Origin of the sequence: Streptomyces aurantiogriseus (genome assembly GCF_014649375.1) — a bacterium.
Lineage (GTDB): Bacteria > Actinomycetota > Actinomycetes > Streptomycetales > Streptomycetaceae > Streptomyces > Streptomyces aurantiogriseus.
Genome location: NZ_BMSX01000016.1, coordinates 35,485 through 49,315 on the forward strand (window position 1 = coordinate 35,485; position 13,831 = coordinate 49,315).

Sequence of the window (13,831 nt, forward strand, 5' to 3'; positions counted from 1 at the left end):
AACGCCGACTCAGCCCTGTCCACCGCCTCCTGCAGGCGTTACCGTGCCGGGATGACAGCGACCTTCCGCATGCTGACCACCGGTTACGTCGGCCCCCGCACCGCAAGCACGGTCAGTCTCGTCCGCGACGGCGACACAGTGGTCGTCGTCGATCCGGGCATGGTCGCCGACCGTGCGCTGATCCTGGATCCGCTGGCCGAGGAGGGCGTGTCGCCGCAGCGGGTCACCGACGTGGTCTTCAGCCACCACCACCCCGACCACACGCTCAACGCCGCGCTGTTCCCCACGGCCCGCTTCCATGACCACTGGGCGATCTACCAGAACGACGTGTGGACGGACCGCCCCGCCGACGGCTTCGCGATATCGCCGTCGATTCGCCTGGCCGCCACCCCCGGGCACACCGCCGAGGACATCAGCACGCTCGTCGACACCGCCGACGGGCTGGTCGTCTTCACCCACCTGTGGTGGAGCGCGGACGGGCCCGCGGAGGACCCGTACGCCACCGACCCGGAGGCCCTGCACGCCTCGCGCGCCAAGGTGCTCGCCCTCTCCCCCGCGCTGATCGTCCCCGGCCATGGCGCCGCCTTCGAGCCGGACGGGGCCACCCCGGCCTGATGCCTGGCCGCCCTGCGCCGCGAAGTGCCGGCCGAGGAAGGCCGCAGACCAGGCTGTGTCCTTCAATGCACCGTTCGGTCCAGCAAACCAGGGCGACGACGTCCCCTGCGCCGCTTCCCCCGGGGTGGGCCGAGGCTTCCCTGAGCGGACACGGGTGTGCCGGCCCCACACGTCGTCACATCAGAGTCACATCAGGGGAGAAAGCCATACTGGTCTCCGGTCTGCTCGCGGAAGCCGCTGAGCAGGGCGCCTTCCGCGCGGTGGAACCGCGGCCGGCCACCTTGCAGTTCCTGAACCTGCACCACCACACCTACCAGTGGGTCGAGCCGGACGGCCGCTGGGAACCCGCGTTCCTGTCGCGCGAGTACTGCGCAACCCTGTTCCGCGGGTTCGGCGCGTCGGACAGCGCAGTGCCGGACGTGGAGGAGCGGGTGGCCGCGTTCAAGCGGAACCGGCCCGAGCTGCCGCCGGCCCCGAGGCCCCGTGGGAGGCGGCCCGGGCCGCCTGAGGCGGGCCCCCGGTGTGCCCCGCGGGATGTCCGTCGGACGCGTCGCGGTCCGTGACCGGAACACCCCTCACGGCGGACGGCGGGCGGACCACTCGGCGAGGCCCAGTACACGGCGGTGACCTGGGGCTTCGCCCTGCCTGACCCCGTGTCACCGCCCGCTCGGCGCCCGCCCCGGCCTCGTTGTCAGTGGCCTGTTCTAGAGTTCCCGTCACTTGATCACTGCGGGTGCGGGAGGCACACATGGGGTGGGTGTCGGCCGGCGACTACGAAGTCGCCCTCGACGACGGCAAGGTGGTGTGCCGCAACGCGGCCGGGCGGCGGTTGAAGTCCGTGCCGCCCAAGATCGCAGACGATCCGGTCGTGATCGGTCTGCGGCAGCTCGTCGAGTGGCTCGAGCGGCACGAACTCCGGTGCGTGGCCGATGTGGAGCGGTGGATGGTGCGCTCGCTGCCGGTGCCGTTCGCGGTCCTCGCGCGCGTGTGGCCCGACCCGGCCTGGCAGGCGGCCCTGCGCGACCTCGTCGTCACCGGAGCCGACGGCGAGGTGGCCGGATTCCTGCGGGACGCCGACCCCGAGCGCGGCCTCGGCCTCGTCGACCTCGACGGCGACACTGTCCGCATCTCCCCCGACCTCGTCCGCCTGCCGCACCCCGTGCTCCTCGACGACCTGGAGGAACTGCGGGAGTTCGCCGTCGAACTCGGCGTCGAGCAGCGCGCCCAGCAGCTCTTCCGCGAGGTGTGGCAGCGGCCCGCCGCGCTCGACGCCGAGGCCACCTCCGTCGAGGACTACGCGGGCGGCGTCTTCAAGGAACTGCGCTTCCTGCACGGCCGGGCCGCCCAGCTCGGCTACCGCGTGCGCGGCGGACACGCCGTCTGCTCCGTCCTGGAGAACGGCCGCGGCGTCGAGGCCCGCGTGTGGGTCGGCGACTACGACGGCTACGAGGAGACGGAGACCGGCCCCCTGGTCTTCACCGACCCCGCCGGCCGGGTGCTGAAGCTCGGTCAGGTCGGGCCGGTGGCCTGGTCGGAGGGCATGCGCATGGCGGCCGCGCTGTACGCCGGGCGCGACATCGAGGACGAGGAGCAGGCGGCATGACGACGTACGACGAGACCACCGCGGCCGCTCTGCTCGACGCGGGCGCCGTCCTCCCGCCGGGCAGCACGGACCGGGAGGACGCCGACGTCCTCACCGTCCGCACCTACACCCACCCCGCCCTGGACGAGCGGAAGATCGTGCGGCTGGTGCCGGCCACCCTCGGTGAGGCGGAGGACCTCGCCCTGGACTTCCTCGGGCTGGTCCGGGAGCCGGAGACCCCCGAGGTCGGGCAGGTACGCAAGGAGACCCTCGGCTTCCCCGCCTGGGCGCTGGTCAACGACCCGGCGAACGGACACCACGCGCTGGCGCTGGTCAAGGACGTCGAGCGGCTCGCGCGGCAGGCCAAGTCCCGCCCCGGCACCGCCAAGGAGGGCTTCGAGGCGCTCGGCGAACGGCTCGGCCGGGCCGTGCCGCACTTCCTGCCGACCTTCTACGAGCAGGCCGCCCGCGTCTTCCTCCAGCACGAGAACACCACGTACGCCGCCGCCTTCTTCGGCAAGGCCCGCGAAGCCGAGCGGGTGCACGCGCTGGCCGTGGACGAGGAGCGGCAGCGGGCCGTCTTCCTGGAGTTCGCCTTTGCCGGAGCTCTGACGGTCAAGGCGCTCAAGGAGCACGTGAAGGCTCTCGCGGCACGGCTCGACCCGGCCGACGCCTGGGCGCAGTTCCGGCAGTTGACCGTGGAGCGCTGCGCCGCCGGCATGCCGCCGTACGCCTCGCTGCCGCAGGACGCGCGCGGGCTGATCAAGGCCGCCGGGCTGAACCGGGTCACCGAGGAGTGCGCCCTGGTCGCGGACCTGCTCGCCTCACCGGCGGCGGTCCGGGCGCCGGCGTCCTTCTGGAACACCTACCGGGCGACGCTCGTCGTCCTGGCCGAGCAGCAGCCCGCCGTACGGGCACGGCTGCTGGAGATCATGCCGGCCGGACTGGGCCGGACCACCGAGGACGACGAGTTCTGGCTGGCGCTGCTCGCGGAGACGGGCGCCGACCTGCTGCTGACCGGGGAGTCCGAGGCGGCGGACGGCGTCGACGCGGCGGACTGGCTCAGCCGTTGGGCCCTGCACCGCAAGCACGGCGGCTCGGTCAGCGGCCGCTCGCCGGCCACGCTCGCGCTCGTCGAGCGGATGGCACCGCGGCTGCGCGCCCAGGGCCGCCCCGTGGACCTCTTCACGGGCCGCTGGCACGCCGGCGCAGACCTCGACCTGCTCGACCTGTGTGTGGCGGAGGGCGTGCCGCTGACGCTGCCCGGCGCCGACCAGGACGTCTTCCTCCCTCTGAACCGCTGGCTGACCGAGACCCTGCCCGGCCGGCGCGACCTGACGGCCACCGCGGCGGACCCGCGCTGCCGGGGCCTGTTGTACGTGTCCGTCGGCACCCTCAGCGGCCATCGTCCCGACGCGACCCTGCTGGAGGGCCTGGCCGGACACCCGGTGCTCGCCGACGTGCTGCGCGAGTGGCTGGAGAACTCGGCCGCCGAGCTGACCGCCGCGGCCGGCCTGCCCGCCGCGCGTGCGGCGCTGGACCGGCTGCGTCCGTTCCGTACGGTCGCCGCCCGGGTCAGCCCGGCCGCCGTCGCCGAGGTCGCCGCGCACGAGGTCGCGCCGCTGCTCGGGCGCACCCTGCGCGCCGGCATCCCGGACGAGCTGGGCTGGCCCGCTCTCGACGAGGCGCTGCCGCGGCTCGACGCCGAGACCCGGCAGGGCCGCGACGACACCCTGATCGTGGAGGAGGCCTGGCCCGCGCTGATCCTCTTCCGCCGGCACAAGGCGATCGTCGTCGGCCCGCAGGAGATCCTGCTGGAGCACGAACTGCGCCTGCCCGTGGAGCTGGACCGCTGGCAGCGTCCGTCGTTCCGTTACGCGGACGGCGAGCTGCTGGTGATGTGGCGGCAGGACAGCAAGCAGTTCGGTTACTGGTCGGCCCGCCCGACCGAGGTGTTCCCGCTCGGCGGTGAGCGGCTCGCCCACTGGTACGGCGGCGGCGACGCGGGCGAGACCTCGATCCCGCTGCCCGGCGGCGGCCGGGCCACCGGCGGGCGCGCGCTGCACGCCGGCGACACGGTCCTGCCGGCCGGGCGCCGCATCCTCGGGGACGGCACCTCGTACTGGCGTCAGGGCAGGCAGGGCCTGCAGCAGGTGTGGCTGGAGTACGACCCGGCCACCGGCACGCACGGGCGTGCCTCGCTGCCCGCGTTCCTGCGCTCCGGCATCCGCGAGGACGCGACCCTGCTCCAGCAGCACTGTGCGGTGCTGCCCCTCCAACCCGGTCTGGAGCACAGCCCGTTCGGCACGGACGGCACCGTGCTCGGGCGCTGGGTGCGCAGGGAGGGCGAGGGCGCCGAGGCCCGCACGACCGCCGGTACGCCGGACGGCCGGACGGTCTCCGTGCCGACGGCCCCCGGCCGGGTGCCGGGCGTGCCGGTGGGTGCGCTGCGCCTGCCCGGCGGCGCCGAGCCCGTCGTCGTCGCCCTGCACCGGCAGGTCGCCCTGTACGCGGGTGACGGCACCTCCGGTGCCGTGGAGTTGGGCCGGGTGACGCCGCTCGAGCGGGGTGGTGAGTTCGCCGCCGGGACGCGGCTCGTGCCGCCGGTCGACTTCTGGCACGCGTTGCGGCCACGTGACGAGAGCGCGTCGGCGATCCTGCGGGCGCTGAGCGACGAGCAGGCCGGTGAGCTGCTGCGCACGGGGGCTCAGGCGCTGGCGGAGCGGGCGGCGTTGGTGGCGGCGGCCGGTGCTTCGGCCGCGGCAGCCTCCGGCGGAAGGCCGACCGGTGCTTCCACTGGGGCGGCGGTCGGCAGGCCGGCCGGTGCTTCGGCTGCGGCTGCCGACGACAAGCCCGTCGTCCCGACCGCCGACGAGGTGCTTCGGGAGGCCGTCTCCCGTTCCCTGCCCGCGCTGACCGAGCCGCACCTGCTCACCGGTGTCGCCTCTCTCGTGCGTGCGGTGCTGCGGCTCGCGGAGTCGACCGCCGCGTTCGTGGCGCCTCCGGTGGAGCGGCCGCGGGTGGACCGGCGACGTGCCGAGGGCATGTTCTCCGACTACAGCCCCGAGTACGGCGACGACCAGACGCTGCGCGAGGCGACCGCCGACCTCGCCGACCAGCAGGGGTGGTGGGGCGGCGACCAGCGCTGGAGCGCCCTGCGGCAGATCCGTGCCGTGAACCACGTGCTGTCCGGCAAGCCGGCCGACGGCAAGCCGCTGCCCGAGCGCTCCCGGCTCACCGCCACCGCGGACGGCTGGCAGAGCGACGACTTCACCATCCCGGGCATCGGCCTGGTCTGGCTGTCCGTCCTGGACGCGCTGCGCCCGCTCGCCTACCGCGCCGCCTCGCCCGCCCTCACCGAGACGCACCGCGAGGCGCTGCTTCTGCTGTTCGAGGCGGTCACGGACGGGCCGCTGGCCGCTCCCGGCGGCGCGCTGCGCGAGGTCCTGCTGAGCGAGCCGCACGACAAGCAGGAGCGGGTCGGTCAGGTGCTGCGCCGCCAGGGCCGTACCGTCGTCGTCCTCGGCTGCCAGAACGTCGACCGCCAGGCCGGACGGGTGAACTGGCTGGCCCTGGACCACGATCCGGCCGGCGTGTTCGGCGCGGTCGCGCACTTCACCCTGGAGAAGGAGACCGCGCACCCGCCGGTCTTCCCCGCCGACGCGCTCGCCGCCCTGACCCGGCTGGTCCGGGACAAGGGCGCCGCGCCCTGGCAGGCGGAGGCACCCGAGACCCTCGCCGCCGCGACCGGGGGCGGGCTGGGGCCCGTGCAGGCGGCGCTGCTCCTCGCCGGGAAGCCGGCACAGCTCACCGACGAAGTGGTCGCCGCGACCGGGCTGAAGCCGCGTCAGAAGGACCTCGGCGACGGTCTGCTGGCCTCGCTCGGGGCCGGCAACCGGGCGGCGCTCATCGGCGCGCTGCTGCCCGAGAACCTCGGCGACCTGTGGACGTCCGGCCCGGACACGGGCGCGGCGGGCCGGGTGTGGGCCGAGCGGTTCGACGGGGTCGTCCGCCTGCCTGAGGACCTCGCCGGGGAGCTCTCCCTCGCGGGCCTGCCCACCGGCTCCGCCGAGGAGGTCCTCAACCCGGCGCGCACACCGTGGATCAGCCGCACCACGGTCCTGCGCCGGGACAAGGACGGCGATCTGGTCCCGGAGGACCCTCGGGCCCTGCCCGGCCGCTGGGACCTGTCGCGCGCCGTGGCCGCCCTGGCCGGGCTCGCCTACTCCCTGCCCTACGGGCACCCGCTGCGCGCCGCCCTGCCCGAGGGGCTCGCCGCGCTGCGCCGCCGCATCGCCGACCCGGGGCTGCTGCTCGACCTGGACGTCTCCTGGGCGGAGAAGGGCGGGGCGACCGCGACCCAGCTGCGCAAGGCGTACGGGCTGCCCGCCACCGGAGGCGCGGACGCGGACGGCCTGACACGGCTGGGCGAGGCGCTGGTCCTGCGCCCCTGGTACCAGGACCAGGAGGCCGTGCTGGTGCGCCCGGCCGGGCTCACCGGGCCGGACGACGCCGTGTTCGGCCTCGTCGAAGGGCTGGTCGGAGCCGGGCGCGGCAGCGGTCTGGGGGCGCTGCGGACGATCCTCGACGACGAACTCGCCCGCGCGCTCGCCGCCGGGACGGGTCCCGAAGAGCCCGCCGGGTACGCCCAGGACCCGGCCACCGGCGTGCCGGAGCTGGTCGCCGAGGTCGCCGGGACCCACGGCCTGGGCGAGGACGCGGCGGCGCTGTACCTCCAGCTGCTGGCCCTGCCCGACCCCACGGACCGCAACTGCGCCCGCTGGACCGGCTGGAAGCCCGCCCGTATGAAGAAGGCCCGCGCCGAACTCGCCGCCACCGACCTGGTCGTGGAGGCCAAGCGGCCGCGCGCCGGACGCACGCTGTTCCTGCCGTGCGGCTGGCACGACTTCAAGGCGCCCGCGCTGCCGGTGGAGGTCTGGAAGGAGGGCCTCTACCCGGTCCGCGACCACTCCCGCGCGGTGCCGCTGGTGCCGGTGCCGGAACTGTTCACGCGCGCGTGGGACCGCGTCCGCGCCGGTGACGCCCCGGCCTACGAGGAGCTCACCACCCGCGCCACCCGCAAGGGCCGCCGCCGATGACCACCGTCCCGCCGCACCTGGAAGAACCCGCATCCATGACCACCACCCTCTCCCCCGCCCCGGCCCGTCAGATCGTCCCGCCCGAGGACCGGCACGCCGTCGAACTGGCCTTCCTCGCCGCGTACGACGACGGACCGCGTCCACCGGCCTGGCGGCTCACCCCGCGCGCGGTCGTCACGTTCGTCATGGGCAGCGACGGCCGCGCGCTGAAGCTGCCCGACGGCGCCGAGGTGCCGGACGGGGTGCCGCGCCGCCTGGTGATCGAGGGCAAGTTCGTCGGCGACCGGGCGCTGGTCGAGCGGTGTGTGGTGACCCTCGCGGGCGAGCGCGGTCTGCTGCTCGTCGGCGAGCCCGGCACCGCCAAGTCCATGCTGTCCGAGCTGCTGTCGGCCGCCGTGTGCGGCACCAGCGGCCTGGTCGTGCAGGGCACGGCGGGCACGACGGAGGACCAGCTCAAGTACGGCTGGAACTACGCCCTGTTGCTGGCGCAGGGCCCCAGCCGGCAGGCGCTGGTGCCCTCGCCGGTGCTGACCGCCATGCGCCGGGGCGCCATCGCCCGGGTCGAGGAGGTCACCCGCTGTCTGCCCGAGGTGCAGGACTCCCTGGTGTCGTTGCTCTCCGAGCGGCGCATCGCCGTCCCCGAGCTGGCGGGCACCGAGGACGCCCTGGCGCACGCGGCGCCCGGCTTCAACCTCATCGCCACCGCCAACCTGCGCGACAAGGGCGTCTCCGAGATGTCCGCGGCTCTCAAGCGCCGCTTCAACTTCGAGACGGTCGGCCCGATTCCGGACCTCGACGCGGAGACCGCGCTGGTGCGCAGTCAGGCGCGGGCGTCCGTGGAGCGGGCTGGGGCGCCGTTCCAGGTGGACGACGCCGTGCTGGAGGCCCTGGTCACCGCCTTCCGTGACCTGCGCGAGGGCCGGTCGGCGGAGGGCTGGGAGGTCGAGCGGCCGTCCACGGTGATGAGCACCGCGGAGGCGGTGTCCGTCGCGGGCGCGCTCGCCCTCGCGGCGGCGTACTTCCCGGGGGACCGTGATGTGCTCGGTCTGCTGCCGGGGCATCTGCTCGGCGTGGTCCGCAAGGACGACCCCGCCGACGCGGCCCGGCTGCGCGGCTACTGGGACGGTCCCGTGCGGCGCCGCGCCGAACAGGGTTCCGCCACCTGGCGCACCCTGTGGGACCTGCGTACGGTCCTGGAGGGCTGACGGCCGTGTCCCTCTCCCCCAGCGCCGGCCCGGGTACGCCCGACGCCCTGGACGGGCCCGGCACCTTCGCCTCCCCCGACGAGGCCCTCGCGGCCCTCACCGACCCAGCCGCGCCCTGTCTCATCGGCGTACGGCACCACGCGCCCTCGCTGGCCGCCGCCGTGCCCGTGCTGCTGGACGAGGCGAAGCCGGACGTGCTGCTCGTCGAGTTGCCGGCCGAGATGCAGGAGTGGCTGCCCTGGCTCGGGCACGAGGAGACGCGGGCCCCGGTGGCGCTCGCCGCCGCGCCCGGGGACGGGAGCGGCGGCGCGGGGCCCGCGTTCTATCCGTTCGCCGACTTCTCGCCCGAACTGGCCGCCGTGCGCTGGGCCGACCGGCGGGGCGTGCCGGTGATCGCCTGCGACCTGCCGCTCGCGGACCGGGCGTGGGGAGAGGGACGGCGCGTCTCGGCGGAGGGTGGGGGCGGCCCCGGCCTCGCCGCCGCTCTGCGGGCCGGGCTGACGGGCCGCCCCGGGGACGACCTGTGGGACCGGCTCGTCGAGGCCACCGCCCCGGGCTCCCCGCCCGAGGCACTGCGCCGGGCGGCCCTGCTCACCGGATGGGCGCTGCGGAAGGACGCGGCCGCGTCCGGTGGGGTGCCCGAACTGGATCTGCGGCGCGAGCAGTGGATGCGGGCGCGACTCGCGGAGGCCACCGCACAGGGAGAACGAGCCGCCGTGGTGGTGGGCGCCTTCCACGCCCCGGCGTTGGTGGGGCGGCACACGAAGGAGGAGGCCGAAGCCGCCACCGAAGCGAGCCGTCCCGCGTGGACGACCTCGCTGATCCCCTACACCTACGCCCTCCTGGACGAGCGGTCCGGCTACCCGGCCGGCATCCGGGACCCGGAGTGGCAGGAGATGGTGCTGCGCGCGGCCGGCGATCCGGCGGCGCTGGAGGAGGCGTTGACGCGGGCGGCCGTACGGATCTGCGCCGAACTGCGAGGCCTCGGTCACCCCTCGGGGCCCGCCGACGCGCGCGAGATCAGCCGGCTCGCCTCGGACCTCGCGCGGCTGCGCGGGCTGCCCGCGGCGGGCCGGGGTGAGCTGGTCGAAGCCGTGCAGACGGTGCTCACGCAGGGCGAGCCGTACGGGCGGGGGCGGGCCGTGGCGCGGGCGATGGAGCGGGTGCTCGTGGGCACGCGCACCGGGCGCCCCGCCCCGGACGCGCCGCGCAGCGGTCTCGCCCCGGCCGTGGAGGCCGAGGTGGCGGAACTGGGCCTGCCCGGCCCCGCGGCGAACGGCCCCGGCACCGTCCGTGACCTGCGGCTGGACCCGCTGCGGTCCGACCTCGACCGGCGCCGCGAGCTGCTGCTGCGCCGGCTGACGGTGTGCGGGGTGCCGTACGCCGAGGCGAAGGAGGTCGTCGGCGCGGGCGGCGCCGAGTCCCTCACCTCCCGCTGGGAGGTGCGCTGGACGCCCGCCACGGCGGCGATGCTGACCGCGGCCGGCGTCCGTGGGGTCACCGCCGCCCAGGCCGCCGAGGGCGTGCTGCGCGAACGGCGGCGCACACAGCGCGACGAGGGCGGGCCGACGGCCGCCCAGTGCCTGGAGGGGCTCGCCCAGGCGGCGGAGTGCGGACTGCCCACGCTCGCGGACGAGCGGCTCGACGAGGTCGCCGAGGTGCTGCCGCTGTCAGGTACGCTCCCGGAACTCCTCACCGGTCTGGCCCTGTTGGACCGGCTGCGCGCCGGTCACATCCCCGGGCTCGGCGCCGACGAGGACCGTACGGCCCGGGCGGCCGCCGTGGCCGAGCTGCTCACCTCGGCGGCGGTACGGCAGGTGGACGGCCTGACCGGATCCGAGGACCCGGCCGACGCCCACGCCCTGCTCGAACTCGCCCACCGTGCCGATCTGTTGGGTGGTATCCGGCTCGCCGACGCCCTGGCCCGGCTGGCCGCCGACGGTTCCCCGTTGATGCGGGGTGCCGCCGGGGCCGTGCGCGTCCTGCTCGGGCAGGAGGACGCGCGGGTCTTCGGCGACCGGGTGGCCTCCTGGGTCGACGGGGCCACGGACCCCGGCTCCCGTGCCGCGCTCACCGACCGGCTCAGCGGGCTGCTGACGGCCGCGGGCCCGCTGCTGGAAGCGGCGGCGCCCGCGCTGGAGCCCCTGCTCAACCGGGTCTCGGAGCTGCCGGACGGGGACTTCCTCGACCGGCTCCCGGCGCTGCGGGGCGGCTTCGACACACTGAGCCCCGCCGCCCGCGACCGCCTTCTCGCGGCCGTAGAGGAGCGTCTCGACACCGCGCGCGTCGCCGACACCGACGGCGTCGACCCGGCCGCCCTCGCCGCCTGGACCCGGGCGGACCTCGCGGCCCGGGAGACGCTGCGGTCGCTGGGGCTGCTGCCCGCGCCGGGTGGCGCCGAGCCGGACGTCACCGCGGCGGTCGCCGCCCCTCGGGCCGCTGAGCACCTCCTGGCCCCCGCCGACCGCTGGCGCCTCGTCCTGGGCCGCCGTACGGACCAACTCCCCTCGTCGGCGGCCCCGTTGGCGACCGCGTTGGACGAGCTGTACGGCAGCGGACGCGGGGAGGGCAGCCGAGGGGATCTGACGGGTGGTGGAGCCGGCGGCGCCGGCGGTGGCCGGGAGGCGCCGTATCCCGGGGTGCGGGAGTGGTCGGAGGAACTGGCCGCGCTGTTCGGGCCGGGCATCCGGGAGGAGGTGCTGGCGGCGGCCGCCGCCTCGGGCCGCAAGGACGTCCTCAGCGAGTTGGACGCGGACAGCGTGCGGCCCTCCGTCGACCTGCTGCGCACGGTCCTGCAGCACGCCGGCGGGCTCCCCGAGGCCCGGCTGGCCGCACTGCGCCCGCTCGTCCGGCGGCTGGTGGACGCGCTGACCCGGCAGTTGGCCACCCGGTTGCGGCCCGCCCTGCACGGCACGGCCCTGCCGCGCCCCAGCCGGCGCCCCGGGGGTGGCCTCGACCTGCCGCGCACCCTGCGGGCCAACCTGGCGACCGCGCGCCGCGGCCCGGACGGCACGGTCCAGGTCATCCCCGAGCGCCCGGTCTTCCGTACGCGTGCGCGGCGGGCCGCCGACTGGCGGCTGATCCTGGTGACGGACGTGTCGGGGTCCATGGAGGCGTCCACGGTGTGGGCCGCGCTGACCGCCTCCGTGCTGGCCGGCGTGCCGACGCTGTCGACACACTTCCTGGCGTTCTCCACGGAGGTCATCGACCTCACCGGGCATGTCGAGGACCCGCTGTCGCTGCTGCTGGAGGTCAGTGTCGGCGGCGGCACCCACATCGCGGCGGGGCTGCGGCACGCGCGCGAGCTGGTCACGGTCCCCTCGCGCACCCTCGTCGTGGTCGTCAGCGACTTCGAGGAGGGCTATCCGCTCGGCGGGCTGCTCGCCGAGGTCCGCGCGCTCGTCGGCGCGGGCTGCCACGTCCTGGGCTGCGCGAGCCTCGACGACACGGGCCGGCCCCGCTACTCCACGGGCGTCGCGGGTCAGCTCGTCGCCGCGGGCATGCCCGTCGCCGCCCTCAGTCCGCTCGAACTCGCCCGCTGGGTAGGGGAGAAGATCGCATGAGCCCGGACCTGCCTCCGGATCACAGGGACCCGGGCCTGCCTCCGGTCGCCCCGTCCGTCACCGCCGCACTCGTCGGGGCGCTGTCGCCCCGGCTCCGCAAGCGGCTGGACGCGGGCATCACCAAGCTCGCCGCCCGTCCGGTCGTCCGCGAGGGCGACATCGTACGGATCGCCGTCGACGACGACACCGACCTCGAACTGCACGCGCCCGGCGGGACGGTGACCAGCGCCGACGCGATCCGCTGCGGGTGTCTGCTGGCCCCCGACTGTCTGCACCGCGCGGCCGCGGCCTCGGCCGCGCCGGTGGCCGAGGACACCCCGGTCGCGGACACAGCCGTGCCGGCGGAGGTGCGGGAGGAAGCGGAGGTCGAGACCGCGTCCCCCGATCAACGCGCCGCCGCCCGGGCCGTGTTCGACGCGGCGTCCGCCGTGCTCGAAGCGGGCACGGACGGAGCCGGCGCCGTGCTGCAGGCGGAGCTGCTGCGCGCCGCGCACACCGCACGCCTCGCGGGCCTGCCCCGGGCCTCCGCCGCCGCGGTCTCCGTGGTCACCGGGGTCCGCGCGGCCCGCTCCGCCGACCCCGCGTACCGCCTCGCCGACCTGGCGGGTGCCGTGCGGGACGTCCTGGGCGTCGCCCACCGTCTGCCCCGGGCCACCGGCCCGGACCTGGTCGGCCTGCGGGGCACGGCACGGCAGCCGTACCGCCCGGACGGCTCCCTGCGCCTGTACGGGCTCTTCTCCGAGCCCGTCCTCACGGCGACCGGGTACGCGGGCGCGGTGACCTGGACCGCCGACGCCGACGGCCGCCTCCACACCGTCTCCGACGTGGCGCCGGGCGGCCCCTCCCGCGCGACGGGCGCCGCCGACCGGGCCGTACGGATCGGCGACACCGCCCTGACGCACCGTGAACTGTCCCGCGCGGGCCTCGCGGTGTCCGGTGCGACCGTCTCCCCGACGGGGCGGCTCGGCGCCGGGGCGGGGGTGCGGGCGGTCCGCGCGTCCGGTGCGTCCTGGCGCGGCGAGCCGCTGGACCGGCTGTGGGCGGTACCCGTCGCCGAGCAGGTGACCCGGGCCCTCGACGGCGGCCACGACCTGCTGTTCCTCGACGTGACCCTCACGGGGGCGGTCCGGGAGACGACCGGCGACTGTCTGCTGGCCGACTGCGCCGGCGTCCCCCTCCGGCTGGTCACGGCCCACGACGATCCCGCCCTCCCCTTCCGCGACAACCTCCGCCTGCTGTCCGCCGCCCGGGGCAGCCGGCTGCGGGTCATCGCCCGCCTCGTGCCCGGCCCGCTCCCCCGCGCCCTGCTCCTGGCCGCCGAGCACCCCACGGACCCCACGGCCCGGGTGGACCTGGGCCTGGACCGCCTCCAGCGCGCGGACCTGCCCGCGTCGACGGGCCCGCTTCCGGGTGCGGTCGCTCCCGCCGTGGACGAGGCCCCACTGCATCTGCTGCGCCGCCGCGTCCACCAGGCGGTGTCCGGTGGCCGCCGCGTACTCGCCTTTCCCGGCGGCGGGTCGGGCGACGGCGCCCGCCTGCGCCGACTCGGCCTCGGCACGGCGGGCGACCTCCTCGACGAGCTGCACGCGGCCGCCGCGGACCGCTCCCGCGACGCCTTCGGCCGTCTGCTCCCGGCGGACATGGACCGTTTCGCGCGGGCCTGGCTGGCCGCCGCCGTCTACACCGACGCGGTGGAGCGGGGGCTGTGCGCGGGGGCGTGGGGAGCGAGCAGCGAGGCGATACCCGCGCTGACGTGAAGCCTCTTAC

The 13,831-nt window shown here is 76.1% G+C and carries 7 protein-coding genes; all 7 read left to right on the top strand.

Annotation, left to right across the window (positions count from 1 at the left end; genetic code table 11):
• The first annotated feature begins 51 nt into the window (after positions 1-51).
• The 7 genes from IE263_RS29990 (at position 52) to IE263_RS30020 (ending at position 13,821) form a co-directional block, all read left to right on the top strand.
• Positions 52-615: an MBL fold metallo-hydrolase gene (locus tag IE263_RS29990; RefSeq protein ID WP_189940970.1), complete on the top strand. Its 564-nt coding sequence runs from the start codon at positions 52-54 to the stop codon at positions 613-615.
• Positions 616-680: 65 nt separating this feature from the next.
• Entirely contained in the window at positions 681-1,178 is a 498-nt protein-coding gene (locus IE263_RS29995) for a TetR-type transcription factor C-terminal domain-containing protein (protein WP_229911241.1), read from the top strand.
• Between the two features lie 185 nt (positions 1,179-1,363).
• Positions 1,364-2,218, top strand: coding sequence for a DUF4132 domain-containing protein (locus IE263_RS30000; RefSeq protein WP_189940972.1), 855 nt, complete (start codon positions 1,364-1,366; stop codon positions 2,216-2,218).
• Positions 2,215-7,296, top strand: coding sequence for a hypothetical protein (locus tag IE263_RS30005; RefSeq protein WP_189940973.1), 5,082 nt, complete (start codon positions 2,215-2,217; stop codon positions 7,294-7,296). Before IE263_RS30000 ends, IE263_RS30005 begins: the two co-directional genes overlap by 4 nt.
• Before the next feature lie 35 nt (positions 7,297-7,331).
• The gene (locus tag IE263_RS30010) at positions 7,332-8,501 is read left to right on the top strand and encodes an ATP-binding protein (RefSeq protein ID WP_189940974.1); all 1,170 of its coding nucleotides are present in this window, start codon (positions 7,332-7,334) and stop codon (positions 8,499-8,501) included.
• 47 nt (positions 8,502-8,548) lie between these two features.
• A complete protein-coding gene (locus IE263_RS30015) occupies positions 8,549-12,064 on the top strand; it encodes a vWA domain-containing protein (protein ID WP_189941143.1) in 3,516 nt (1,171 codons plus the stop codon).
• Positions 12,061-13,821, top strand: coding sequence for a hypothetical protein (locus tag IE263_RS30020; protein ID WP_189940975.1), 1,761 nt, complete (start codon positions 12,061-12,063; stop codon positions 13,819-13,821). Before IE263_RS30015 ends, IE263_RS30020 begins: the two co-directional genes overlap by 4 nt.
• Positions 13,822-13,831 lie beyond the last annotated feature (10 nt).